This is a genomic window from Tepidiphilus succinatimandens, from assembly GCF_006503695.1.
Lineage (GTDB): Bacteria > Pseudomonadota > Gammaproteobacteria > Burkholderiales > Rhodocyclaceae > Tepidiphilus > Tepidiphilus succinatimandens.
Window position 1 is genome coordinate 1 of the sequence record NZ_SBIK01000006.1, and the last position, 24,771, is coordinate 24,771.

The 24,771-nt window shown below is 66.4% G+C and carries 24 protein-coding genes, 1 tRNA gene and 1 other RNA gene; 21 read left to right on the forward strand and 5 right to left on the reverse strand.

The annotated features are described in order from the left end of the window. The 3 genes from EPD82_RS04920 to ffs form a co-directional block, all read left to right on the forward strand. Positions 1-414 (forward strand): RNA-guided endonuclease InsQ/TnpB family protein (locus EPD82_RS04920; protein ID WP_141055910.1); only part of this gene is annotated, 414 nt, incomplete at its 5' end. Positions 415-426: 12 nt separating this feature from the next. Continuing rightward, positions 427-1,575, forward strand: a complete 1,149-nt coding sequence (locus EPD82_RS04925; protein ID WP_055423644.1) for a heme biosynthesis protein HemY — start codon at positions 427-429, stop codon at positions 1,573-1,575. A gap of 61 nt (positions 1,576-1,636) precedes the next feature. Beyond that, positions 1,637-1,734, forward strand: an RNA gene (gene ffs / locus EPD82_RS04930) — signal recognition particle sRNA small type. Between the two features lie 5 nt (positions 1,735-1,739). On the opposite strand, the gene EPD82_RS04935 is transcribed toward ffs, so the two are convergent. Next, positions 1,740-2,579, reverse strand: coding sequence for a ZIP family metal transporter (locus EPD82_RS04935; RefSeq protein ID WP_055423643.1), 840 nt, complete (start codon positions 2,577-2,579; stop codon positions 1,740-1,742). Positions 2,580-2,736: 157 nt separating this feature from the next. Between EPD82_RS04935 and dnaX the strand changes: the two genes are divergently transcribed. The 8 genes from dnaX (at position 2,737) to EPD82_RS04975 (ending at position 9,355) form a co-directional block, all read left to right on the forward strand. Next, positions 2,737-4,560: a DNA polymerase III subunit gamma/tau gene (dnaX, locus tag EPD82_RS04940; RefSeq protein WP_055423642.1), complete on the forward strand. Its 1,824-nt coding sequence runs from the start codon at positions 2,737-2,739 to the stop codon at positions 4,558-4,560. Then, on the forward strand, positions 4,550-4,876 hold the full coding sequence (locus tag EPD82_RS04945; RefSeq protein ID WP_055423641.1) for a YbaB/EbfC family nucleoid-associated protein: 327 nt from the start codon (positions 4,550-4,552) through the stop codon (positions 4,874-4,876). The genes dnaX and EPD82_RS04945 overlap by 11 nt, the downstream gene beginning before the upstream one ends. Before the next feature lie 7 nt (positions 4,877-4,883). After that, positions 4,884-5,483 carry a recombination mediator RecR gene (recR, locus tag EPD82_RS04950; RefSeq protein ID WP_055423640.1) on the forward strand — a complete coding sequence of 200 codons (600 nt, stop codon included), beginning with the start codon at positions 4,884-4,886 and terminating at the stop codon, positions 5,481-5,483. 123 nt (positions 5,484-5,606) lie between these two features. After that, positions 5,607-6,197 carry a ubiquinol-cytochrome c reductase iron-sulfur subunit gene (gene petA, locus EPD82_RS04955; RefSeq protein WP_055423639.1) on the forward strand — a complete coding sequence of 197 codons (591 nt, stop codon included), beginning with the start codon at positions 5,607-5,609 and terminating at the stop codon, positions 6,195-6,197. 16 nt (positions 6,198-6,213) lie between these two features. Next, on the forward strand, positions 6,214-7,479 hold the full coding sequence (locus EPD82_RS04960) for a cytochrome b (protein ID WP_141055913.1): 1,266 nt from the start codon (positions 6,214-6,216) through the stop codon (positions 7,477-7,479). Continuing rightward, positions 7,476-8,231, forward strand: a complete 756-nt coding sequence (locus tag EPD82_RS04965; RefSeq protein ID WP_055423637.1) for a cytochrome c1 — start codon at positions 7,476-7,478, stop codon at positions 8,229-8,231. Before EPD82_RS04960 ends, EPD82_RS04965 begins: the two co-directional genes overlap by 4 nt. A 108-nt stretch (positions 8,232-8,339) precedes the next feature. After that, on the forward strand, positions 8,340-8,942 hold the full coding sequence (locus tag EPD82_RS04970) for a glutathione S-transferase N-terminal domain-containing protein (RefSeq protein WP_055423636.1): 603 nt from the start codon (positions 8,340-8,342) through the stop codon (positions 8,940-8,942). A gap of 2 nt (positions 8,943-8,944) precedes the next feature. Beyond that, positions 8,945-9,355, forward strand: a complete 411-nt coding sequence (locus EPD82_RS04975) for a stringent starvation protein B (RefSeq protein ID WP_055423635.1) — start codon at positions 8,945-8,947, stop codon at positions 9,353-9,355. 6 nt (positions 9,356-9,361) lie between these two features. Here the strand turns inward: EPD82_RS04975 and EPD82_RS04980 are convergent, their stop codons facing one another. Next, the gene (locus EPD82_RS04980) at positions 9,362-10,618 is read right to left on the reverse strand and encodes a D-amino acid dehydrogenase (protein ID WP_055423634.1); all 1,257 of its coding nucleotides are present in this window, start codon (positions 10,616-10,618) and stop codon (positions 9,362-9,364) included. Between the two features lie 234 nt (positions 10,619-10,852). Here EPD82_RS04980 and EPD82_RS04985 point away from each other — a divergent pair, with 234 nt between their 5' ends. The 4 genes from EPD82_RS04985 to EPD82_RS05000 are packed head-to-tail and all read left to right on the forward strand — an operon-like array spanning position 10,853 to position 15,871. Further along, positions 10,853-12,235 carry an MATE family efflux transporter gene (locus EPD82_RS04985; protein WP_170210790.1) on the forward strand — a complete coding sequence of 461 codons (1,383 nt, stop codon included), beginning with the start codon at positions 10,853-10,855 and terminating at the stop codon, positions 12,233-12,235. 60 nt (positions 12,236-12,295) lie between these two features. Beyond that, complete coding sequence (locus EPD82_RS04990) at positions 12,296-14,092, forward strand: chorismate-binding protein (protein ID WP_198289033.1); 1,797 nt, start codon at positions 12,296-12,298, stop codon at positions 14,090-14,092. After that, entirely contained in the window at positions 14,070-15,056 is a 987-nt protein-coding gene (locus EPD82_RS04995) for a YbgA family protein (protein ID WP_141055919.1), read from the forward strand. The genes EPD82_RS04990 and EPD82_RS04995 overlap by 23 nt, the downstream gene beginning before the upstream one ends. Positions 15,057-15,112: 56 nt before the next feature. Beyond that, positions 15,113-15,871 carry an EAL domain-containing protein gene (locus EPD82_RS05000; RefSeq protein WP_055423631.1) on the forward strand — a complete coding sequence of 253 codons (759 nt, stop codon included), beginning with the start codon at positions 15,113-15,115 and terminating at the stop codon, positions 15,869-15,871. Positions 15,872-15,899: 28 nt separating this feature from the next. On the opposite strand, the gene EPD82_RS05005 is transcribed toward EPD82_RS05000, so the two are convergent. Then, entirely contained in the window at positions 15,900-17,909 is a 2,010-nt protein-coding gene (locus EPD82_RS05005) for an OPT family oligopeptide transporter (RefSeq protein ID WP_141055922.1), read from the reverse strand. A 139-nt stretch (positions 17,910-18,048) separates the two neighbouring features. Here EPD82_RS05005 and EPD82_RS05010 point away from each other — a divergent pair, with 139 nt between their 5' ends. From EPD82_RS05010 to EPD82_RS05025, 4 genes are all read left to right on the forward strand, one after another. After that, positions 18,049-19,059 (forward strand): class 1 fructose-bisphosphatase, encoded by a 1,011-nt coding sequence (locus tag EPD82_RS05010; RefSeq protein WP_055423629.1) that lies wholly within the window; start codon positions 18,049-18,051, stop codon positions 19,057-19,059. Positions 19,060-19,230: 171 nt separating this feature from the next. Next, the gene (gene groES / locus EPD82_RS05015; protein ID WP_055423628.1) at positions 19,231-19,521 is read left to right on the forward strand and encodes a co-chaperone GroES; all 291 of its coding nucleotides are present in this window, start codon (positions 19,231-19,233) and stop codon (positions 19,519-19,521) included. A 50-nt stretch (positions 19,522-19,571) separates the two neighbouring features. Further along, positions 19,572-21,206, forward strand: a complete 1,635-nt coding sequence (gene groL, locus EPD82_RS05020; protein WP_055423627.1) for a chaperonin GroEL — start codon at positions 19,572-19,574, stop codon at positions 21,204-21,206. A gap of 140 nt (positions 21,207-21,346) precedes the next feature. Further along, positions 21,347-21,556, forward strand: coding sequence for a YjfB family protein (locus tag EPD82_RS05025; protein WP_055423626.1), 210 nt, complete (start codon positions 21,347-21,349; stop codon positions 21,554-21,556). A 77-nt stretch (positions 21,557-21,633) separates the two neighbouring features. Here the strand turns inward: EPD82_RS05025 and tgt are convergent, their stop codons facing one another. Both tgt and queA read right to left on the reverse strand, forming a co-directional pair. Beyond that, positions 21,634-22,755 carry a tRNA guanosine(34) transglycosylase Tgt gene (gene tgt, locus EPD82_RS05030; protein ID WP_141055925.1) on the reverse strand — a complete coding sequence of 374 codons (1,122 nt, stop codon included), beginning with the start codon at positions 22,753-22,755 and terminating at the stop codon, positions 21,634-21,636. Positions 22,756-22,778: 23 nt separating this feature from the next. Beyond that, on the reverse strand, positions 22,779-23,840 hold the full coding sequence (gene queA, locus EPD82_RS05035) for a tRNA preQ1(34) S-adenosylmethionine ribosyltransferase-isomerase QueA (protein WP_141055927.1): 1,062 nt from the start codon (positions 23,838-23,840) through the stop codon (positions 22,779-22,781). A gap of 16 nt (positions 23,841-23,856) precedes the next feature. On the opposite strand from queA, the gene EPD82_RS05040 reads away from it, so the two are divergent. Together EPD82_RS05040 and EPD82_RS05045 are read left to right on the forward strand one after the other, a co-directional pair. Further along, positions 23,857-23,940, forward strand: a tRNA-Leu gene (locus EPD82_RS05040). 390 nt (positions 23,941-24,330) lie between these two features. Continuing rightward, complete coding sequence (locus EPD82_RS05045; protein ID WP_028874684.1) at positions 24,331-24,717, forward strand: acyl-CoA thioesterase; 387 nt, start codon at positions 24,331-24,333, stop codon at positions 24,715-24,717. Positions 24,718-24,771 lie beyond the last annotated feature (54 nt).

The following is a 24,771-nucleotide window of genomic DNA, read 5'->3' on the forward strand; positions in this document are numbered from 1 at the left end:
GAGAAGCTTGCGCGAGCGATCTCCGACGTGGGCTTTGGCCTCATCCGCTCGCAGATGGAATACAAGGCGCAGCGCTACGGCACCCGCCTGGTGTTTGCCGAGCGCTGGTATCCCAGTAGTCGCCTCTGTTCCGTCTGCGGCTGGAAACACGAAACGCTCACGCTGGGCGAGCGGGAATGGACGTGCCCGGAATGCGGCACGCACCACGACCGCGATCTCAACGCGGCGATCAACCTTCAACGGCTGGCCACCGCAACGGCCCTACCCGTGGCGAGTCCGTCCGGTAACGGCGGCGCTGCTTCAGGAGGGGTTCCTGAAGTAGTCGGGAAAGTGACGCCTGTCAGGCACGAGCACGGTCATCAAGACGGCTCGGGGCAGGAAGAAAATCGTGCGCACTTTTGCGTACGTTTTTGAGAGCAGAGCCACATGAAAGCCTTGATCACTCTTGTGCTCGTGGCGGCGCTGGCGGTCGCGGCAGGGCTCGCCCTCCAGAGCGTGGACGGTTATGTCGTCTTCGTCGTGCCGCCCTGGCGCGCCCAGCTGTCGCTGACGCTCTTCGCGCTGCTCCTCGTGCTCGTCGTCATCGCCCTCTATCTGTCGCTGCGCCTGGGGGTGATGCTGTTCGGCCTGCCTCGCACCCTGCGCCGGCGGCGCGACGCCTGGCGCTTGCGCCGGGCCGTGCGCACGCTCGTGCGCCTCGTGCGCGCCCATGTACTGGGTGATGCGGCAACGGTCCAGCGGCTGGCGCAGCGGCTCGACCGGTCCCCCGGCGTGGCCGAGGCCGGCGCTGCGCTCGCGGCAGCCACGGCGCTCGAGCGCGGCGACGAGGCGAGGGCGGAGAACTGGCTCGCCCGGCTCGAGCGCTGGCCGGACGTCCGTACCGTGCTGGAAGCCGAGTTCGGCGTGCGTTTCTCCCGTCCCGAACGTCTGCAGGCGGCAATGGAGCTGCTCGAGAAAATGCCCGCTCTTCCCGAAGCCACGGCGCTGCGCCTGCGGCTCGAGGCCGCCCAGAGGGAAGAAAAGTGGCAGGAAGTGCTCGCATCGGCCCGCCGCTTGTGCGCGCTCGAATCCATGGACGCAGCCAAGGCCGCCGCCCTCATCCGCCAGGCCCATCTGAACGAGGCCTCCTCACGGCTCGCCCTTGGCGCCGATCTCTTCGCCTGGTGGAAACGTCTGCCCAAGGAAGAGCGCTTCGATCCCGAGTTTTTGGCAGCCTTGGCGCGACTGGCGATCGAGCGGGCGCAGGGAGGAAAAGTCCGTCCCATCCTGGAAGCGGCGCTGGACAAACGCTGGCTGCCCGAGCTCGTGCGCCGCTATCCCGCCTGCCTCGATGCCGCTGAGCGCCAGGCAGCGCTGGCGCGGCTGGAGTCGTGGCTGCAGGCGCACCCCGAAGAGCCGGCGGTACTCGAGGCGCTCGTCGAGCTCTGCCTCGAGCTGAAGTTGTGGGGCAAGGCGCGGGACTATCTCGCCCGCTTGCGCCGCCTCGGCGCCGATCCCAAGGTACTCGAGCGCTTCGCCGCGCGCCTGCAATCGGCCGAGGCCGGGCGCGGCGGGGCGATCCTTCCGGCTCCCTGAGCGCGCGTGAAGAAATCGCCCCGCGTGCGACGGCAAAAGGTCGTGCTACAATGCCAGCCGTGGCGGGTCGCCCCGCATTGCGGCGCGGGAACCGGGTCAGGGCCGGAAGGCAGCAGCCCTAACCGCTCCCCGCAAGTGCCGGGGGTCCGGCTCGCCACCCCTCCTCACACCCAGGCCGACAGGCCCAGCACCAGGGCAGAGCCGCTTGCCAAGGGCAAAGCCGCACGTACCCCCACCCGGCGCAGCTGGGGCGCGAATTCATGGATCAGCACGAAGCCCATTGCCCCGGCGGCCAGTCCCGTCATCGCAAGGGCATGTTCGGCGTCGGCAAGCCCCAGGCTTTTTGCCAGCAAGGCCACCGCAGGCTCGACCGAGACCGCCGCGAATCCCCACGCTCCTGCGCTCGCGCCGGACCAGCCGGCCGCCGTGAGCAGCCACATCGCCAGTACGCTCTCGGGCACGTTCTGGATCGCGATGCCCAAGGCGAGGCTGGGCCCCATCACCTCGCTCATGCTCAGCGCCAGCCCCTCGGGAACGTTGTGCAGGGCGAGCGCGAACAGGAACAAGAGCGCCGTGCGATCCTGTCCGGCAGCGGGCGCGTGGCGGTGCGGCACGAGCCGGTCGAGCAGCGCCAGCATTGCGGCGCCAGCGCCCAGCGCCAGGGCCCATTGAGCCGCCGCCGATGCCCACGCCTCGTGCGCCGCGATCTCCTGCAGTGCAGGCACGATCAAACCGACGATCACGCTCGTGCCCATCACGCCGGCGGCAAAGAGCTCGGCCGTGGCGGGGGAAACCGCCATCCAGGACGACAGGGTACGCGCAAGCAGCAGGCCGCCGAGGGCGGCGAGCAGGGAGAGGCATACGAGGAAGCCCCAGGGCGAGAAGTCCTGCAGCTGCGCCAGAACCTGGGCGAGCGCCGCGGCTGCGCCGCCGAGCCAGATCGTCCAGCCAAGGGCGGTGCGGGACACGAGCGGCGCGGTGCGTGTAAGGACTTTGCTGATCATGGCGGGGCTCCTTCGAGATCTGTTGCCGTGCGTTCAGGATTCATGATAGGGGGAGCGGCCATGGAACGCAAATGATATTGAGAAATAATCTCAATTAAAAATTCCCATCCCTGCGCACTTCGTGGTCGCAGCGCAAGAATCCGGTAGAATCCGCCCCATGACCCAGCTCGCCCTTGCCCGCAAATGGCGTCCCCGCCGCTTCGACGCGCTCGTGGGACAGGACCACGTCGTGCGCGCGCTCACGCATGCGCTTGCCACGCAGCGGCTGCACCACGCCTATCTCTTCACCGGCACGCGCGGGGTGGGCAAGACCACCATCAGCCGCATCTTCGCCAAGGCGCTCAACTGCGAGCGCGGCGTCACGCCCGAACCCTGCGGGGTTTGTGCCGCCTGCCAGGCCATCGACGCCGACCGCTTCCCCGACTATGTCGAGATGGACGCGGCTTCCAACCGCGGCGTCGACGACATGGCAGCGCTGCTCGAGCAGGCCGTCTACGCGCCGGTGCAGGGGCGTTTCAAGGTCTACATGATCGACGAAGTGCACATGCTCACCGGGCACGCCTTCAACGCCATGCTGAAAACGCTCGAAGAGCCGCCCGAGCACGTCAAGTTCATCCTCGCCACCACCGACCCGCAGAAGATTCCCGTCACGGTGCTGTCGCGCTGCCTGCAGTTCAACCTCCGCTCGCTGCCGCCGGCGCTCATCGCCGAGCACGCCGCCCGCATTCTGGAAGCCGAGGCCGTGCCCTATGATCGCGGGGCGCTCGAGCTCGTGGGGCAGGCCGCGCGCGGCTCCATGCGCGATGCCCTCTCGCTCCTCGATCAGGCACTCGCCTACGGGGCAGGAGAGGTGCGCGAGGCGCAGGTGGCCGAGATGCTGGGCCTGGTGGCGAGCGCCACCTTGCGCGAACTCCTCGAGGCCGTGGCGGCGGCCGACGCCCCGGCCGCGCTCGCGCTCGCCGACCGGCTCGCCGGCAGCGGTGCCTCGCTCGAATCGGCCCTGGCGGCGCTCGCCCAGCTCGTGCATCAGCTCGCCGTGCTGCAGTTCGCCCCCGAAGCCCTGGAACCGCAGACGCGCGAGGCGCTCGCACCGCTCGCCGCCCGGTTCGATCCGGAATACCTGCAGCTTGCCTACGACATCCTCACGCACGCGCGCCGCGACCTGCCGCTCGCGCCCGATCCGGCCGTCGGCTTTTCCATGGCCGTGCTGCGCCTCATCGCCTTCGCGCCCCAGACTACGGCTGCGCCGCCGGCCGCGGTGCCCGGTCCGAGCGCGGCACCCAGGAACGAGGAGGGCGGTGAAGCGCCCGTAACGGCCCGCGGCGAGTCGCCTGCCGCACGCGCGCACGCGCCCTCGGCCACGGATGGCGAAGCGCGGCGCGCAGCGTTCCCGTCGCCCGATCGAGCGCAGGGTGGGGCAGAGGGAACGGCCTCTTCCGAGGCGACCGATGTTGCTTCGCTACCGGCAGACGGCATGCCGGCGAAGCCTCCGTCCACAGAGCCGTCCGGGGCGCGAGAGCCGGGCGCGCTCCCGCCGGCAGGTCGGGAAAGCCCCAGTGGCGGAGTCGATGCCTGGCACGAGTGGTTCGCCGCCATGTCCCTCACGGGACTTGCGCGCGAATTCGCGCAGCACTGCATCTGCCGCGCGATCGAAGGCGACACGGTCTCGCTCCTGCTCGATGCCACGCACCGCGTGCTGCTCGATCTGCACCCGGAATGCGTCGATCGCATCGCCGAGGCGCTCGGCGCGGTGTTGGGACGTCGTGTCACTGTGCGCGTCACCCCGGCCGAAGTCGCCGATACGCCGGCGCAGCGCGAGGCCGAGGCCCGCCGCCAAGCCCATCGGGCTGCCGTCTCCCGCCTGCTCGCGCACCCCGTCACCCAGCGGCTCATCGAACGGTTCGATGCCACGCTCGACGAAACCAGCGTCACGTGGCCCACCCCTTCACCCCCTTCTGGAGGAACACGCCATGTTCAATAAGAACGCCCTCTCCGGCCTGATGCGCCAGGCGCAGCAGATGCAGGAAAACATGAAGAAAGTCCAGGACGAGCTCGCCGCGCTCGAAGTCGAGGGACAGGCCGGCGCCGGACTCGTCAAGATCCTCATGACCTGCAAGTACGACGTGCGCCGCGTCAGCATCGACCCTTCGGTGCTCGACGACAAGGAGATGCTCGAGGATCTCGTCGCCGCCGCGGTCAATGACGCCGTGCGCCGCGTCGAGGCGACCACCCAGGAGAAGATGGCCGCCGTCACTGCCGGCATGCCGCTGCCTCCGGGCATGAAACTGCCTTTCTGAAGAGACCATGCCCACGCCGCTCGACGAGCTCATCGAAGCGCTTCGCTGTCTGCCGGGCGTCGGCGCGAAGGGCGCGCAGCGCATGGCGCACCACCTGCTGCAGCGCGAACGGCGCGGGGCGCAGCGGCTGGCCCGGGCGATCGAGGCGGCGCTTGCTACCCTCACGCACTGCGCGCGCTGCAACGCCTTCAGCGAGACCGCCGTGTGCGCCCGCTGCAGCGACCCGGCGCGCGATGCCTCCGTCGTCTGCGTGGTCGAATCGCCTGCCGACATGGAAGCGATCGAGCAGACCCATACCTACGGCGGTCTCTACTACGTGCTCATGGGGCGCCTGTCGCCGCTCGACGGCATCGGCCCCAAAGAGCTCGAACTGGAGCGCTTGCTCGCGCGGCTTGCCGCTCCCGAAGTGCGCGAAGTCGTGCTCGCCACCAACTTCACCAACGAAGGCGAGGCCACGGCGCACTGGATCGCCGAACGGGTGCGTCCGCGCGGCGTGACGGTCACGCGCCTGGCGCGCGGCGTGCCCCTCGGCGGCGAGCTCGAATACGTCGATGCCGCCACCGTGGCGCACGCCCTCATCGACCGCCGCCGCCTGGACGCGACCTGAGCGCCCCGGCATCGATCTGCCCGCGCTCCGAGGCGAGACGCCGCTTTCCTCTTGGATGCGCCCAGGCGATCCTTTATAATCTGCAGATTTGCACCGTCTTCCCATCTCTCGAGGGTTCGCGCCATGAGCAAGGATCAAGCATTGGACGACAACCGGCGGCAGCTGCTGATCGCCACCTCCGTCGTCGGCGGAGCGGGAGTGGTCGCCGCCGCCGCCCCCTTCGTCGCCAGTCTCACCCCTTCCGAACGCGCCAAGGCGGCCGGCGCCCCGGCCGAGGCCGACATCAGCAAGCTCGCTCCCGGCGAGATGATGACCGTCGAATGGCGCGGCCAGCCCGTCTGGATCCTGCGCCGCACCGAGGCGATGCTCGCCACGCTCGAAGAGGTCGAACCGCAGCTCGCCGACCCCACCTCCGAGAAATCCGTCCAGCCGCCCTACGCCAAGAACCGGCACCGCTCCATCAAGCCGGAATACCTCGTGGTGATCGGCATCTGCACCCACCTTGGCTGCTCCCCCACGGCCAAGTTCGCCAAGGGTGAGGCGAGCGGCATCGGCAAGGACTGGCTCGGTGGCTACCTCTGCCCCTGCCACGGTTCGCGCTTCGACCTCGCCGCGCGCGTGTTCAAGAGCCAGCCGGCGCCCACGAACCTCACCGTGCCGCCGCACCAATACCTGACCGATACCAAGATCCTCATCGGCGAAGACAAAGCCTGACGCGCGAGGAAAGAACATGACCACTAAATCCGGCCTGCTGCAGTGGATCGACGAGCGCTTTCCGCTCACCTCCACGATCCGCGAGCACCTCACCGAATACTACGCTCCCAAGAACTTCAACTTCTGGTACTACTTCGGCTCGCTGGCGCTGCTGGTGCTGGTGATCCAGATCGTCACCGGCATCTTCCTCGTGATGCACTACAAACCCGACGCCTCGCTCAACGCCTCCGGCATCCCGGTGGCCTTTGCCAGCGTCGAGTACATCATGCGCGAGGTGCCCGGCGGCTGGTTCATCCGCTACATGCACTCCACCGGCGCCTCGGCCTTCTTCATCGTGGTCTATATGCACATGTTCCGCGGTCTGCTCTACGGCTCCTACCGCACGCCGCGCGAACTCGTGTGGATCTTCGGCGTGCTCATCTTCCTCGCCCTCATGGCCGAGGCCTTCATGGGCTACCTGCTGCCCTGGGGCCAGATGTCCTACTGGGGAGCTCAGGTCATCATCAACCTCTTCTCGGCCATCCCCGTGATCGGGCCGGATCTCTCCACCGTCATCCGCGGCGACTTCGTCATCTCCGATGCTACCCTCAACCGCTTCTTCTCGCTGCACGTCATCGCCGTGCCGCTGGTGCTGCTGCTGCTCGTGGCCGCGCACATCATCGCACTGCACGAAGTCGGCTCCAACAACCCCGACGGCATCGAGATCAAGAAGAAGAAAGACGCCAACGGCCGCCCGCTCGACGGCATCCCCTTCCACCCGTACTACACGGTGAAGGACATCGTCGGCGTGGCCGGTTTCCTCATCGTCTTCTTCGCCGTGCTCTTCTTCGTGCCCGAGGCGGGCGGCTACTTCCTCGAGTACAACAACTTCATCCCGGCCAACCCCATGGTCACGCCGCCGCACATCGCGCCGGTGTGGTACTTCACCCCCTTCTATTCCATCCTGCGCGCCGTCACCTATCCGCTCTTCGGCATCGACGCCAAGTTCTGGGGCGTGGTGGCCATGGGTGCAGCGGTCGTCATCATCGCCTTCCTGCCCTGGCTCGACCGCTCGCCGGTGAAGTCCATCCGCTACAAGGGGCCGATCTACAAGACGGCGCTGACGATTTTCGTCATCTCCTTCTTCATCCTCGGCTACCTCGGCGTGCTCCCGCCCACCCCGGGCCGCACCCTGGTCTCCCAGATCTGCGCGGTGCTCTACTTCGCCTTCTTCTTGCTGATGCCCTGGTATAGCAAGATCGATCCTTGCAAACCCGAACCGGAAAGGGTGACCTGGAAATGAAGAACCTCATCGTCCATGCCAAGCGGCTCCTCGCGGCCGCGCTCCTCGCCCCCGCGCTCGTGCTCGCTTCGGCCGAAGGGCCGCAGCTCGACAAGGCGCCCCTGTCCAAGGATCCGGAAAGCCTCAAGCGCGGGGCGACGATCTTCGTCACCACCTGCATGGCCTGCCACTCCGCAAGCTTCATGCGCTACAACAAGCTCACCGAGATCGGCTTCACCGAAGCGGAGATCAAGGAAAAGCTGCTGCCGCCCGACAAGAAGGTGGGCGATCTCATGACCATCGCCATGCGGCCGCAGGACGCCAAGAAATGGTTCGGCGGGGTGGCGCCGCCCGATCTCACCCTGGTCACGCGCCAGCGCAATTCCGAGCTCGGCAGCGGCGCGGACTGGGTCTACACCTACCTGCGTACCTTCTACCGCGACCCCACCCGCCCCAACGGCTGGAACAACGTCGTCTTCCCCGGCGCGGGCATGCCGCACGTCTTCTGGGAACTCCAGGGCGAACAGACGGCCAAAATCACCAAGCACCCCGATGGCACCGAGTCGATCGAGCTCGTGCTCTCCAAGCCCGGCAGCATGAGCGCGCAGGAATACGACAAGATGGTGGCCGACGTGGTCTCGTTCATGCAGTGGATGGGCGAGCCGATCGCCGAGAAGCGCAAGTCCATCGGCATCTGGGTGATGATCTACCTGGCGGTGTTCTTCGCGCTTGCCTATGCGCTCAAGAAAGCGTATTGGAAAGACGTCCATTGAACCCTGCTGCGGCGGGGCGCCGCGGCTCGGCCGGGAGGTCCCTTCGCCCCGTCGTCACGTGCGCACCCCGGCCGGGGTGCGTTCGTTTTTCTTCGTGAGACGCATGCCATGATGAACCTCTATTCGGGATCGGTCGATCCCTTCAGCCACCGTTGCCGCATCGTACTCTATGAAAAGGGGATGGATTTCGAAGTCACCGACGTCGATCTGCTCGACAAGCAGGCCGACGTCGCCCGCATCAACCCCTACGGTCGGGTGCCGGTGCTCGTCGACCGCGAGCTCGTGCTCTTCGAGCCCAACATCATCAACGAGTACATCGACGAGCGCTTCCCCCATCCGCAGCTGATGCCGCCCGACCCCATCCTGCGCGCCCGCGCGCGTCAGCTGCTGCAGACGCTGGAGAACGAGCTCTTCCGCCACATGCGCGTGCTGGAAGAGGCGCAAGAAGAGGCCCCGCGCGATCAGGCGCGCCAGACGATCCGCGACCAGCTGGTGCAGCTCGCGCCCATTCTCAACCGGCAGAAATACCTCTTCGGCGAGGACTACTCGATGATCGACGTGGCGATGGCGCCGCTCCTGTGGCGGCTCGAGCACTACGGCATCGCGCTGCCTGCGGCCGCCTCGCCGATCATGAAGTACGCCGAGCGGCTTTTCAGCCGCCAGGGATTCATCGACGCCCTCTCGCCTGCCGAAAAACTCATGAGGAAGTGACGATGCTGCCCCCCTCGGCCAAACTCTACCTCGCCCGCGCCCTCTACGACTGGTGCCTCGACCGCGGGCTCACGCCCTACGTCAGCGCCAAGGTCGAGGGCGCGAGCGTTCCCCGCGGCTACGATCAGGACGGAGTCATCGTGCTCAACCTCGGGCCGGAGGCGACCAACCGCTTCGCTTTCGAGCCCGACGGCATCTCCTTTCAGGCCCGCTTTGGCGGCAAGGTCTTCGACGTCTGGCTGCCGGCGGAAAACGTCCTCGCGATCTACGCCCGCGAGACCGGGCACGGCATCGCGCTGCCCGAAGAGATGTTCACCGCGCCCGAGCCCGACGGCGGCCCGACGCCGCCCGAAGAACCGCAGGAATCCCCCGCCGGCAAACGCGGCGGGGGGTTCCTGCGCGTGGTGAAATAGCCCCGCTCAACCAACGAAGGGAAAGGCTTCCAGCCCGGGCGGCGTCTTTCCCTCCAGCCGGGCGAGCAGCGCCTGCGCCGAACCGCAGGCAAGCGTCCAGCCCAGCGAGCCGTGGCCGGTGTTCACCCACACGTTTGCCATGGGACTGCGCCCGATGAGCGGCACGCCGCTCGGCGTCATGGGCCGCAGCCCCGCCCAGGCTTCGGCCGCTTCCAGATCCGCCACGCCGGGCAGCATCACCTCGGCCCAGCGCTTCAAGGGCGCGATGCGCTCGGGGCGCACCGAGTCGTCGTAGCCGGCGATCTCGGCCGTACCGGCAAAGCGCAAACGGTTGCCAAGCCGCGAGCACACGATGCGCTTCGATTCGTCGGTGAGCGAAGCGGTGGGCGCGCGCTCCGGCGCGAGGATGGGTGCCGTGAGCGAGTAGCCCTTGACGGGATAGATCGGCGCCTCCATCCCCAGGGGTGCGAGCAGACGCGGGCTGTCCACCCCGGCGCAGACGACGATGGCTTCGGCCGTGAGCTCGAACGCCCCCGCCGGCCCCTCGAAGCGTGCCGCTTCGCAGCGGCCTTTGCCCAGGCGCCAGCCGCTCCAGCGCGTCTCGAAGAGCACCTCGGCCCCGGCCTGGCGCAGCCGCGCCACCATCTCCTCGCAGAATCGGCGCGCATCGCCCGATTCGTCTTCCGGCGCGTACAGGGCGCCGCAGAGCTTCGCGGCCACCGGCGCGAGCGCCGGCTCGATTTCCGCCGCCTCTGCGGGTGAGATCGCCCGGGCGGCGATGCCCAGCTCGCGCAGCTCCGCCTCGTGCCGCCGGCCGGTTTCCCAGTCGCGCGGAGTGAAGAAAAGGTGCAGGATGCCGCGCGTCTGCACGTCGTACTCGAGCCCCAGCGCCTCGCGCCAGCGCCGCAGCACCTGGAGGCTGTGGCGCGCAAGGAGCGCAATCGCCCGCGTGTTGCGCTCATGGCGCGAGGGCAGGCATTCGCGCAGAAACGCCGTGAGCCAGCACCATTGCGCCGTATCGAGCGCTGGGCGCCAGCGGAATGGCCCGTCCTCGCGCGTGAGCGACTCCAGCGCGATCAGCGGCGCCCTGGGGCTAGACCACGGCTGGGGGTGGCTCACCGAGATTTGCGCCCCGTTGGCATAACTCGCGCCGCGCCCCGGCGCCTCGCGCGCATCCACCAGGGTGACCGTATGCCCCGCTTCCTGCAAGGCCCAGGCGGTGGCGACGCCGATTACGCCGGCACCGATCACGAGGATTTTCATGGGGGGATCCTTTTCTCCGTGGAACGAAACGAGCGGCAGCACCGCCTTTTCATGTCGAACAGTGTAGCGCATAAAAAACGCGGTACGCGCCCGGGGAGATTTCGTGGCAGACTTCGAAGTTTCCTTCATGCGAGGAATTCGAATGAGCAGGCGCGCTTTCTTGCGTCCCGTGTTGCTTTTCATCGGTTCGACAACGCCCGTCGCCGCCATCGGCATGCTCCGGGAGGAATGACGATGAGCAAAGGGGGGTATGAACGCTGGTCCGAAATTCGCGCTTTGCTCCGCCTCGCCGGGCCGATGGTGCTGTCGCAGACGGCGTTCGTGCTCATGGGGCTGGTGGATACAGCCATGTCGGGGCATGCCGGGGCGCGCGAGCAGGCGGTGGTGGGGCTGGGGGTGGCGCTGTGGATTCCGGTCTTCATCGGCCTGATGAACGTGGTGCAGGCGGTGAGCCCCTTCGTGGCGCGGCACTATGGGGCGGGGGATCATCCGGCGATCGTGCGCGACACGCGCGAGGCGATGTGGCTGGGCCTGTGGACTTCGCTCGTACCGCTGGCAGCCCTGCCTTTCGTGCCGGGGCTGTTGCGTGCCTTTGGGATCGAAGCGGAACTGGCGGAGAAGACGGCCTTTTTCTTGGAAGGAATCGGCTGCGGTCTGCCCGCGGCGCTCGTGTTCCGGGCGCTCGCCTTCTATTCGGCGAGCGTAGACCGTCCCAAACCGATCATGACGATCGCCTTTGCCGGACTGGGGATCAACGCGTTTTTCAACTGGGTGCTGATCTATGGGCATTTTGGCGCACCGGCTCTGGGCGGGGCGGGCTGCGGCTGGGCCACGGCGATCGGGATGTGGTGCAGCCTGGTGGCGATGGGGCTGTGGACGGCGTTCGCGCTGGGCTACGCGCCGTTTCGCTGGTGGCGCGGCGGCTGGAGCTGGCCAAACTGGGAGGGGCAGAAGCGCCTGCTGCGTCTGGGGCTGCCCATGGGCGGGGCGGGTCTGGCGGAGGTGGCGGCTTTCACCGGCATCGCGGTGCTGATCGGTCGCTTCGGGCCGGTGCAGATTGCGGCGCATCAGGTGGCGCTCAACGTGGCTTCGCTCCTTTTCATGCTGCCGGCGGGCATCGGGGCGGCGCTGGCGATCCGGGTGGGGCAGAGCCTGGGTGCGGGGGATCCGGCGCGGGCACGGCGGCTGGCCTGGACGGGGGTGGCGGCAGGTCTGGCGATCGGGGTGTTGATGATGGGGCCGGTGCTGGCAGGGCGGCATGCGATCACGGCGCTCTACAGTTCGGATCCGGCGGTGCGCGAGCTCGCGGCTTCGCTCCTGGTGCTGGCGGCGCTATGGCAGGTGTTCGACGCCACCCAGGCGTGCATGATGGGCGCTTTGCGTGGCTATCACGTGACCTTGTTGCCCATGCTCCTCATGCTCGGGGCGTTCTGGCTGGTGGGCATCCCCCTGGGGGCCTGGCTCGGTTACGACGGCGGGATGTTTGGCCACCCTATGGGGGTGTTCGGTTTCTGGATCGGCCTGCTGGTGGGGCTCGCGCTGGTGTCTTGCGGACTGGCGCTCACCTTGCGCACGGTGGCCGATGTGGCATCGTCGCGGTGCAAGAAGGAGGCGTGATGACGTTCTCGCTCGATCACTGCTGGTGCATGGGGTGATGCACTGGAGCAGGATAAGTCGGTGGGGGAAAAGATGGGCGATGAGCGCATGAACCCCGAAGCGTGGATCGATTTTGCCGCACCGACGGCGGAGGATGCGCCGCTGCGGGGTCGTTTCGTCGGTCTGCAGGCGGTGCTGGGGGCAAATCGGCACGAGGAGGTGGGCCCGTTGCTCGAACGCATCGACGTTGCGGCGAGGAACGGCTCCTGGGCCGTGGGATACGTAAGCTACGAGGCCGCCGCCGCATTCGATCCTGCCCTGGAGACTCATGAGCCCGCGCCGGGATCGCCGCTGGCCTGGTTCGCGCTCTTCGATCGGCTTGCGCCGTGGCCAGAGTCCATCGTGACAGGGGAATACACACCCTTGCGCTGGTGCGAGACGCTGGATGAGGCGTCCTTCAGGGCCGCGGTGGCGCGCATCCAGCGGGCAATCGCCGAGGGGGAGTTCTACCAGCTCAATTTCACGGCGCCCGTCGAGAGTCCCTTTTCGGGGGATGCGTTGGCGTTCTTTCCCGCTTTACGCCGTGCGCAGCCGGGAGGGTATGCGCTCTTTCTCGATACGGGTGAGGGGCGTCGGGTGGCGAGCGTCTCGCCGGAGCTCTTCTTCCATCGGGTGGGGAATCGCATTCTGTGCCGGCCGATGAAAGGGACGGCACCGCGGGGGATTTCACCCGAAGAGGATGCACGCCAGGCGCTACGTTTGCGTTCGGATGAAAAGGAGCGGGCGGAAAACGTGATGATCGTCGATCTCATCCGCAACGATCTCTCGCGTTTGACCCGACCCGGCGGCGTGCGTGTGCCGCGGCTCTTCCATACGCAAGCCTGGCCGACGGTGTGGCAGATGAGCTCGGACGTCGAGGCGGAGCTGCGCGAAGCGGTGAGTTTGCGTGAAATCTTCGAGGCACTTTTTCCCTGCGGATCGGTGACCGGTGCGCCCAAGGTCCGGGCGATGCATTGGATTCGCCGCCTGGAGGGCGGACCGCGAGGCGTATATTGCGGCGCGATGGGGGTGGTTCGTCCTGGAGGGGACGCGACGTTCAATGTTCCCATCCGCACCGTCGAGATCGTGCAGGGGCGGGCGCGCTGTGGCATCGGCAGCGCCATCACCGCCGATGCGCGGGCACGCAGCGAGGCGCGCGAGTGGCGTGTGAAGCGAGCTTTCCTCGAACGGGCGGCGCGTCCTTTTCAGATCCTCGAGACGATGCGCTTGGAGGGCGGTGAAGTGGCCCATTGGCCGTTGCATCGGGCACGCCTGTTGCGTGCCGCGCGGCACTTCGGCCATCCTTGTGATGAATCGGCTCTGGAAGAGGCGGTGCGCTCGGCCATGGACTCTTGGCCCGAGCCGGCGGGGCGGCTGCGCTTATTGCTCGATGCCGAAGGAAAAGTTTCGGTCGAGGTTGGCGCCTTGCCCGAAACGCCGGAGTGCCCCAAAGTGATGCTCGCCCACTCGCCTATCGATGGCACGAGCGAGTTCGTGCGCTACAAGACGACTCGACGCGAGGCCTACGAGGCGCTCGGCCGCGCCGGGATATTCGACACCTTGCTGTGGAATGAATCCGGTGAGATCACCGAATTCACGCGCGGCAACGTCGCGGTGCGTTTTGGTGAGACGTGGTATACCCCGCCGCTGTGCTGTGGCTTGCTCGATGGCGTGATGCGCCACCTGCTCTTGGCGCAAGGGCGGCTCGTCGAGCGAATGATTCGCCGCGAGGAGCTCGACTCTGCCGAAGCGCTTGCTTTTCTCAATGCCTTGCGTGGCTGGGTGCCGGTGGTTTTGATACAGTGGGAGGAAAACGATGGGCCAGGGCGTGGAGAATGAAAGGCAGACCATCCAAGGGGCGGAGCGCCTGAAGCTCGCCGTGAGTGCCTGCGTGCTGGGGCACCCGGTGCGCTACAACGGCGGGCACAAGCGATCGGCCTTGTGCGTGGAACTTCTGGGCCAGGCGTTCGATTTCGTACCTTTGTGTCCGGAAGTCGGAATCGGACTGGGCACGCCGCGTCCGCCCATCCGCCTCGTCGGTTCCCCCGAATCTCCCCGGGCCGTGGGGGTGGGCGATGCCACGCTCGACGTGACCGAGCGTCTGCAAGAATGGTCCGAGCGCACGGTGGCGACGCTGGAAGGGGTGAGCGGGGTCATTCTCATGCAGCGCTCGCCTTCCTGTGGGCTCTTCCGGGTGAAGGTCTATCGGCAGGACGATCGACCGCCGCAGTTCGGTAGCGGCATCTTTGCGGCCACGCTGGCGCGCCGGCTGCCGGAGCTGCCCATCGAAGAGGAAGGGCGATTGCACGATCCGGTACTGCTGGAGAATTTCGTCGTTCGGGTGCGCGCCTACGGCGAGTGGCGACGCCTGCTCGCCGCGGGACTCACGCGCGGGGCGATCATCGCTTTTCATTCGCGCTACAAGTATCTGCTGCTCGCGCACGACCCCGCGGGTTACCGTACCCTGGGGCGTATGGTGGCCGGACTCGGCGAGGAGACGCCCGAGGCGTTCGCGGCGCACTACTTTCCGGCGTTCATGGCCGCCCTGAGGCGGCGCGCCACGCGCGGCACGCACGCCAACGTGCTGCAGCATCTGGCCGGTTACCTGCGTCGGGTATTGCCGTCCGAGGAGCGCCAGGAGCTGCAGGAGCTCATCGCGCAGTATCGCCAGGGCGTGGTGCCGCTCGTCGCGCCGATGGTGCTCTTGCGTCACCATCTGCGCCGCCATCCCGATTCTTATCTGGCGCAGCAGGTCTATCTGGAGCCGCATCCGCCGCGGCTGGGGCTGCGCAACGCGCTGTAGGGCGAGGCCGCCCGCTGCTATCATGCAGCCATTGCCTGCACGCCGGAGGTCCTGCCATGCCCACCCTGTTTCCCCCGGAAGAAGTCTTGCGCTCCGGCTGCGACCGCTGCCGCGAGGAAGTAGCATTCGCCTTCACTTTCGCCTTTCAGCCGATCGTGGACGTGGCTCAGCGCGAAGTGTTCGGCTACGAGGCGCTGGTGCGCGGACCCCAGGGCGAACCGGCGATGACCGTGCTCGGTCGGGTCGACGATACCAACCGCTACGCGTTCGACCAGGCCTGCCGTGTGCGTGCGATCACCCTGGCGAGCCGCCTGGGGCTGGACCGTCATCTGAGCATCAACTTTTTGCCCAATGCGGTCTATGAACCGTCCCTGTGCATTCGCAGTACCCTGGAGGCAGCGAAGGAATGTGGCTTTCCGGCCGAGAAGATCCTCTTCGAGGTGACGGAGGGGGAGCGCATCGACGAGGTCGAGCATCTCACGAACATCTTCGCCTATTACCGTTCGCGCGGTTTCCTCACCGCGCTCGATGATTTCGGCGCGGGTCATTCGGGGCTGAACATGCTGGCGCGCTTCATGCCCGATCTCATCAAGATCGACATGGCCCTGGTGCGCGATGTGCATCGTGACCGCATCAAACAGGCGATCCTGGAAGGTTTGCTGCTCACCTGTCGGGAGCTGGGCGTGAAGGTGCTCGCCGAAGGAGTGGAACAGGCCGAAGAGGTGGATTGGTTTGCCGCGCGCGGCGTGGCGCTGATGCAAGGGTATTTCTTCGCCAAGCCGGGGTTCGAGTGTTTGCCGCCGGTGCGCTGGTAGGCGCAAACCGGCGGCGTTCCTGCCGGATTCAGCGTAAGGCGATCCGACGATAGAAAAGGATGCACACCGAGGCGAGCACCGCCAGTCCCAGCCATTGCGCCACCGGCTCGAACCCTTCGCCCACGAGCGCGAGCGGTGCTTCCTTGCCGGTGCCCGCGATGAGCGCGGCGAGCACGATGCCCATAAGGCTCTCACCGACGATGAAACCCGAGGCGAGCAGGACGCCGCGGCGCCGGGGCTCTTCGCGTTCGGCCGCTGGTCGGCGAGCCAGGGCGCGTTCGACGGCATGACCCAGCAGCGCTCCGACCACCAAGGTCATGCCGATGGTCGGCGGCAGGTAAATGCCCAGCCCCACGGCGAGTACCGGCAGGGAACCGGCGCCGCTGCGGCGCAGGAACCGGTCGATGACGATGAGCACCACGCCGAGCGCCACGCCACCCAGGATCATCTTCCATTCCAACGTGGCGTGAAAGATGCCCATGGCGATCGCCGTCATGAGCGTGGCCTGGGGAGCGGCAAGTGCCTGCGCCGGATCCATGCCGGGGCGCGGCAGGGCGCCGGCAAACCCGTAGGCCTGGTAAAGGAGCTCGAGCACCGGCGGGATCACCAAGGCACCCACCACGCAGCCGATCATCAGGGCGACCTGCTGGCGCCAGGGGGTGGCGCCGACGAGGTAGCCGGTCTTGAGATCCTGCAGGTTGTCGTTGGAGATGGCCGCGATCGCCACCACCACCGAGGTGGTGAAGAGCGCCAGGGCCACGGCGAGCTTGCCTTCGTTGGCGCCGGTGAGCTGCGGTGCCGCGGCGCCGAATCCGAGCAGCATGAGCGAGACGAGGATCACGGCCAGGATGCCGATGCCGGAGATGGGGCTGCTCGAAGAGCCGACGAGGCCGGCCATGTACCCGGCCGCGGCGGCGATGAGAAAGCCGAAGAGCGCCGCGAAGAGCACGCAGGCGAGCACCAGGGCGCCATAGGCAAGGGGAGCAAGGCCGGAGTCGGCTGCATAGAGGAAGCGGTGGAAGATGACGAGCAACACCAGGAGCGAGGCCAGACCCACCGCCATGATCGCCCGGGGCGAGAGATCCCGTTCAGTACGAGGGGCAGCACCAGCGCCATTGCCCAGATGTACCGACTCGAGCGCGGTACGGATTCCGTCCCACATGGGTCTGGCGAGCGTGGCGAGCGTCCATATCGCGGCGACGCCGATGGTACCGGCGCCGAAGAATCGTACCTGCTGGCGCCACAGGCTCATGGCGAGCGCCGGCAGCGTCTGGTCTGGTGCGGGCGCGGCCTGAATCGTCAGCCAGGGCACGATCACGCCCCAGGCGAGGACGAGTCCCAACAGGATCGCCAGCCCCGCCGCCAGGCCGATGAGATAGCCGGCGCCGACGAGCGCGAGCGAAAAGCCCACCGACAGGCGCACCGCAGCTGCCCCGAGCGGGATCCAGGCGGTGAAGCTTTCGGCGAGCAGGCGAAAACCGCCGGAAAAAAGGGTGACGAGCGCGGCGAGCAGGCCGCCGAAGGCGATCTCGCGCGCCTGCGCCTGTCCTTGGGCAAGGGCCTGCGCATTGTCTTTTTCCCGCGCGAGTTCGCCCACGCGCAGGATCTCCGCCGCCGCCACGCCTTCCGGATAGGGCAGAGGGCTGTCGACCACCATCACCCGCCGCAAGGGGATGGTGTAGAGCACCCCCAGGAGCCCGCCCACGCCGCACACCGCCGCCGTCAGCCAGAAGGGGAATCCCTGCCAGTGGCCGATCATCAGCAGACCCGGCAGGATGAAGATGATGGCCGACAGCGTGCCAGCGGCAGAGGCTTGCGTCTGCACCATGTTGTTTTCGAGGATGTTCGCTCCGCGGCAACGGCGCAGCACCGCCATGGAGATCACCGCCGCGGGGATCGAGGAGGCAAACGTCAGCCCCACTTTGAGCCCCAGATAAATGTTGGCCGCGGTGAAGACCACGGTGAGCACGGCACCGAGCAGCATGCCGCGCAGCGTCAGCTCGGGCAGGTCGGTGTCGTCGGGGATGCGTTCGATCATCGGCTTTCTCCAAGTCGGTGAGTCGAAGAATATAGCCCAAATTTTTTCGCGCGCGATCCGCCTTTATCGTCGCGATCGTGCCAAACGGACGGGCTTGGCGCGATAATTCCTCTTTCCGCCAACTGCTGGAGTCTTCCTCATGCGCCGTGTCAGCCTCTCGCAATTCCTCATCGAAGAACAACGCGCCGGACGGCTCGATGCCGACCTGCGGCTCCTCGTCGAGGTCGTCGCCCGCGCCGTCAAGGCCATCGCGGTGACCATCTCCAAAGGAAAGCTGTGGGACGTGCATGGCGAGACCGGAGTCGAGAACGTCCAGGGCGAAGTGCAGAAGAAACTCGACGTCATCGCCAACGAGCTGCTGCTGCAGGCCAACGAATGGGGCGGGCACCTCGCCGCCATGGCTTCCGAAGAAGTCGAGGAGATCTGCCACATCCCCTTCGAGTATCCGCGCGGCGGCTACCTGCTTTTGTTCGATCCGCTCGACGGCTCCTCCAACATCGAGGTCAATATTTCCGTGGGCACCATCTTCTCGGTGTTGCGCAATCCCGATCGCGAGGCCATTCCCACCGAAGCGTCCTTCCTGCAGCCGGGCACGGCACAAGTAGCCGCCGGTTACGCCATCTACGGTCCGGCCACCCAGCTCGTCCTCACCACCGGCAACGGCGTGCACGGCTTCACGCTCGATCGGGAGTTCGGCTACTTCGTCTATACCCATCCTTTCATGACGATTCCGCCCCAGACGAGCGAATTCGCCATCAACTGCTCCAACATGCGCTTTTGGGAGCCGCCGGTGCGCCGCTACATCGAGGAACTCATCGCCGGCAAGGAAGGGCCGCGCGGGCGCGATTTCAACATGCGCTGGGTGGCTTCCATGGTGTCCGACGTGCACCGGACGCTCTCGCGCGGGGGTATCTTCCTCTATCCGCTGGATGCGAAGAACCGCGCCCAGGGCGGCAAGCTGCGCCTGCTCTACGAGGCCAACCCCATGGCGTTGCTGGTGGAGCAGGCCGGTGGGGCGGCCATCGACGGGCGGCGCCGCCTCCTCGAGATCGTCCCGCAGCGGCTGCACCAGCGCGTACCGGTGATCCTCGGCTCCAAGGAAGAGGTCGAGCGGGTGCGCGCCTATCACGAAGAGGCCGACGCCTCCTGATTTCTCCCCGCCCGACGCCTCGCGCCCTCGAAGAAATGGCGCGGGGCGCATCGCCCCCTCTTGAAATTTCGCCCGAACATCCCTATTATTAGCACTCGACAACGGTGAGTGCTAACAACGGGCCGCCGTTGGGTGTGTTCAACCTGTACCCGAACCAGAGGAGTCGATACCATGAAAATCCGTCCTTTGCATGATCGCGTGATCGTCAAGCGTCTGGAATCCGAGCGCAAGACCGCCAGCGGTATCGTGATTCCGGACACTGCCGGCGAGAAACCCGATCAGGGCGAAGTGATCGCCGTGGGCAACGGCAAGATCCTCGAAGACGGCAAAGTGCGCCCCATGTCGGTCAAGCCCGGCGACAAGATCCTCTTCGGCAAATACGCCGGCCAGACGGTGAAAGTCGACGGCGAAGAGCTGCTGGTGCTGCGTGAAGAAGACATCCTCGGCGTGATCGAAGAGTGATCGCGTCGCGACTCCCCTTTATTTCAGAATATTCTCAGGAGGCATGATCCATGGCTGCCAAGGAAGTCAAATTCGGTGATATTGCCCGCGAGCGGATGGTGGCGGGTCTCAATGTTCTGGCCAATGCCGTCAAAGTCACGCTCGGCCCCAAAGGTCGCAACGTGGTGCTGGAGCGCAGCTTCGGCGCCCCCACCGTGACCAAGGACGGCGTGTCGGTCGCCAAGGAAATCGAGCTCAAGGACAAGTTCGAGAACATGGGCGCGCAGATGGTGAAAGAAGTCGCGTCCAAGACCTCGGACGTGGCCGGTGACGGGACCACCACTGCGACCGTGCTCGCCCAGGCCATCGTGCGCGAAGGCATGAAGTACGTCGCCGCCGGCATGAACCCGATGGATCTCAAGCGCGGCATCGACAAGGCGGTCTCTGCCATCGTCGACGAGCTCAAGAAGATCTCCAAGCCCTGCACCACCAGCAAGGAGATCGCCCAGGTCGGCGCCATCTCCGCCAACTCCGACCAGTCGATCGGCGACATCATCGCTCAGGCGATGGACAAGGTCGGTAAAGAAGGCGTGATTACGGTCGAAGACGGCAAGTCGCTCGAAAACGAGCTCGAAGTGGTCGAAGGGATGCAGTTCGACCGCGGCTACCTCTCGCCGTACTTCATCAACAATGCCGAGAAGCAGATCGCCGTCCTCGACAACCCCTACATCCTGCTGCACGACAAGAAGATCAGCTCCATCCGTGAGCTGTTGCCGGTGCTCGAGCAGGTCGCCAAAGCGGGCCGTCCGCTGCTCATCATCGCCGAAGACGTCGAAGGCGAAGCGCTCGCCACGCTGGTGGTCAACAACCTGCGCGGCATCCTGAAGACCTGCGCCGTCAAGGCTCCGGGCTTCGGCGACCGGCGCAAGGCCATGCTGCAAGACATCGCCATCCTCACCGGCGGTACGGTCATCTCCGAAGAGCTTGGCCTGCAGCTCGAGAAAGCCACGCTCGCCGACCTCGGCCAAGCCAAGCGCGTCGAAGTGGGCAAAGAGTACACCACCATCATCGACGGGGCGGGCGATCCGGCCAAGATCCAGGCGCGCATCAAAGAGATTCGCGTCCAGATCGAAGAGGCCACGAGCGACTACGACCGCGAGAAACTGCAAGAGCGTGTGGCGAAACTCGCCGGCGGCGTGGCGGTGATCAAGGTCGGTGCGGCCACCGAAGTCGAGATGAAAGAGAAGAAGGCCCGCGTCGAGGACGCCCTGCACGCGACCCGCGCCGCGGTCGAGGAAGGCATCGTCCCGGGCGGTGGCGTGGCCCTGCTGCGTGCGCGCGAAGCGGTGCTCGCCAAAGGGCTCAAGGGCGCCAACCACGATCAGGACGCTGGCATCAAGATCGTGATGCGCGCCGTCGAGCAGCCGCTGCGTGAAATCGTGGCCAACGCCGGTGAAGAAGCCAGCGTGGTCGTGGCCAAGGTGCTCGAAGGCAAGGGCAACTTCGGCTACAACGCCGCCACCGGCGAATACGGCGACATGATCGAGATGGGCGTGCTCGACCCGACCAAGGTCACGCGCACCGCGCTGCAAAACGCCGCTTCCGTCGCCGGTCTGATGCTCACCACCGAAGCCATGGTGGCCGAAGTTCCGGAAGACAAACCTGCCGCCAACCCCATGGCCGGCATGGGCGGCATGGACATGTAATCTGCCGTTCCGGCCCGCTCGGTGGGCCGGGAAGGCCGTCCGGGAGCCCCGCGCGAGCGGGGCTCTTTTTTTGTCTGGGGAACGTATCCTCGTCCCGATGGACTAAAATAATATCGTGACTCTTGGAAAAGGAGCGTGCCATGGACGCCGTCAGTGTCGCCAGCATGATGAGCGCCATGCAACAGGCGAAGTTGCAAGACCAGGTTGGCACCGCCGTGATGAGAAAGGCGCTCGACGTGCAGGAAAGCACGGCGCAGGCGCTGCTCTCGGCCCTGCCCCAGGTGCAGCAGGCGCCGGCCGCAGCCTCGAACCCGCCGCATCTGGGCAATTCGGTCAACGTCTTCGCCTGAGCGTTGGCGAATCGATTCCGGCGTACTTCGTGGCACCGTGCGCGTGGGGCCGGCGAGAGCGGCACTGAGCTGCCGGGTTACACCCCGCGTTGCCGCTCGACGAGGAGTCGCGCCGCCGTTTCGGCAAAGTTTCCTCGTTCGATCGCCGTGCGCAGCTCCGCCATGAGCGTCAGGTAGAAGTGCAGGTTGTGCGTGGTATTGAGGATGCTCGCCAGGATTTCGCCCGTGCGGTAGAGGTGATGCAGGTAGGCGCGGGTGAAATGGCGGCAGGTGGTGCAGCTGCAGGTCTCGTCGAGCGGGGCGGTGTCCTCGCGATAGCGCGCGTTGCGGATCTTCACGTCGCCGTAGCGGGTGAAGAGCAGCCCGTTGCGTGCGTTTCTCGTGGGCATGACGCAGTCGAACATATCCACGCCCGCGTCCACGCCGTGGATGAGGTCTTCCGGCGTGCCCACGCCCATCAAATAGCGCGGCCGCGTCTGCGGCAGCCTGGGCGCGACGTATTCCAGCACGCGCCGCATCTCGTCCTTGGGTTCGCCCACCGATAGCCCGCCGATGGCATAGCCGTCGAAGCCGATCTCCATGAGCCCGGCGAGCGACTCGTCGCGCAGCGCTTCGTACATGCCGCCCTGCACGATGCCGAAGAGCGCGTTGCGATTCCCCAGCCGGTCGAATTCGGCCCGCGAGCGCTGAGCCCATCGCAGCGACAGACGCATCGATTCGGCCGCCTGCGTTTCGGTGGCGGGGTAGGGCGTGCATTCGTCGAAGATCATCACCACGTCGGAATCGAGCACGGTCTGGATCTGCATCGAGACTTCCGGGGTGAGGAAACAGCGGGCCCCGTCGATGGGGGAGGCGAAGCGCACGCCTTCTTCGCTGATCTTGCGCAGCGCTCCGAGCGAGAACACCTGGAAACCGCCCGAATCGGTGAGAATCGGCTTGTTCCAGCCCATGAAGCGGTGTAGCCCCCCGTGGCGGCGGATCACCTCGAGCCCCGGGCGTAGCCAGAGGTGGAAGGTGTTGCCGAGCACGATCTGCGCGCCCACGTCTTCGAGCGCCGTCGGCGTCATCGCCTTGACGGTGCCGTAGGTGCCCACCGGCATGAAAATGGGGGTCTCCACCGTGCCGTGCGCCAGATGCAGCCGTCCGCGCCGGGCGGCGCCGTCGGTGGCAAGCAGGGTAAAGGCGGGAGTATCGCTCATGGGAATTCCTCGATGACCGGAAGTCAGCGTGCGAAGCGGCGCGGGATGAACATCGCGTCGCCATAGCTGAAGAAGCGGTAGCGCCGTTCGATCGCGTGGGCATAGGCGCGGCGGACGCGATCGAGCCCGGCGAGCGCCGACACCAGCATGAGCAGCGTCGAGCGGGGCAGGTGGAAGTTCGTCACCAGCGCATCGACCACGCGAAACTCGTAGCCCGGCGTGATGAAGAGCTCGGTCTCGCCGCTGCCGGGGCGCAGCGCTCCGCCCTGGGCGGCGCCTTCGAGGGCGCGCAGGCTGGTGGTGCCCACGGCGATCACGCGGCGGCCGCGCGCTTTTGCCCGGGCGACGCGCGCCACCGTCTCTTCCGGGATCCAGTAGCGTTCGCGGTGCATGCGGTGTTCGTCGAGACGCTCGACGCGTACCGGCTGAAACGTGCCGGCGCCGACGTGCAGCGTCACCCAGGCGGTGTCTACGCCGTGCTCAGCCAGCTGCCGCAGCAGGGATTCGTCGAAGTGCAGGCCGGCGGTGGGCGCGGCCACCGAGCCGGGTGTGCGGGCATAGACCGTCTGGTAGCGCGCTTCGTCTTCCGGCTCGGCCGGACGGGCGATGTAGGGCGGCAGCGGCAGCCGGCCGTGCCGCTCGACGAGGCGGGGCAGATCGCCTTCGCCGACGAGCCGAAGGTGGTAAAACTCGCCGTCGCGGCCCACGACTTCGACGTCGAAAGCCTCTTCCAGCCGCAGGCGCATGCCCGGGCGCGGGGGCTTGCTCGCGCGCACCTGGGCGAGCGCTTCCTGCGTGCCGACGAGCCGCTCGACGAGCACCTCTACCGCGCCGCCGCTTTCCTTGCGCCCAAAAAGGCGCGCGTGGATCACCCGGCTGTCGTTGAAGACGAGCAGGTCGCCTTCTTCGAGAAATCCGGGCAGATCGCGAAAGAGCCGGTCGTGCAGCGCTTCGCCCTCGAGCACGAGCAGACGGCTGGCGCTGCGCTCGGGTAGCGGCGCCTGGGCGATGAGCTCGGGCGGCAGGGAAAAATCGAAGTCGTGCACCGTCAGCGACGGGGCTTTGCGTAGGCTGGGTTCTTGCATATAATCTTTCTTCCGCGCCGGGATGGCGGAACAGGTAGACGCAGCGGACTCAAAATCCGCCGGTGGCGACACCGTGAGGGTTCGACTCCCTCTCCCGGCATTTTATCATCAGGCGCATTCTTTCCCTTGGATGGGCCGATGCCTGGCAGCCCGGAATGGACGGCTGCAGGGCGGCTTGTCGCCTCGATACCTCGACTGCCAAGACCCTTTGCCCGGATTCTACTCGAGGTGGTTTTCGCGGTGCACGACCCTTTCCTGGTTTATTCCTCCCCTTCATCGGCATTTTTCTCCGTGAACCATTGCCTCAAAAATTTTTTGTGCTATTATTCAAACAAACGTACGAAACAATTGGTGCATCCCATGCGTTCTCCAGAGTTCCCTCCCTCCCTTGGTGGTCGCGCTCGCCTTCGGGCGAGCGCCTTTTTTTGCCAGAAAGAGGAGTATGGGTCGGCTATCATGGAAGCTCGATTCGTGTCCTCAGGAGAAAACCATGTCGGATGTGCTGCCAGATCGTCAACCGGAATTGCGGGTGATGCCAATGCCTTCGGATCTCAATCCGGCGGGCGACGTGTTTGGGGGCTGGGTGATGGCGATGGTCGACATCGCGGGGTCCTTGCCAGCGCGCCGTCGCAGCCGAGGGCGCGTGGCCACGGTGGCGGTCAACAGCTTCGTGTTCAAACAGCCCATTGCCGTGGGTGACGTGGTGAGTCTGTATGCGGAGATCGTCTCGGTGGGGCGTACCTCGATCACGGTGGACGTCGAGGTCTTCGCCGAGCGCCATCCCGAGCGTCCGGTCGTGGTGAAGGTCACCGAAGCCCGGCTCACCTACGTGGCGCTCGATGCGCAGGGCAACAAACGCCCCATAGAGGGGAGCTGAACGGTCCGGCTTGCCGAGGAGGCTTCGTCGGAACGTGGCAGGTAAAAAAGAAAG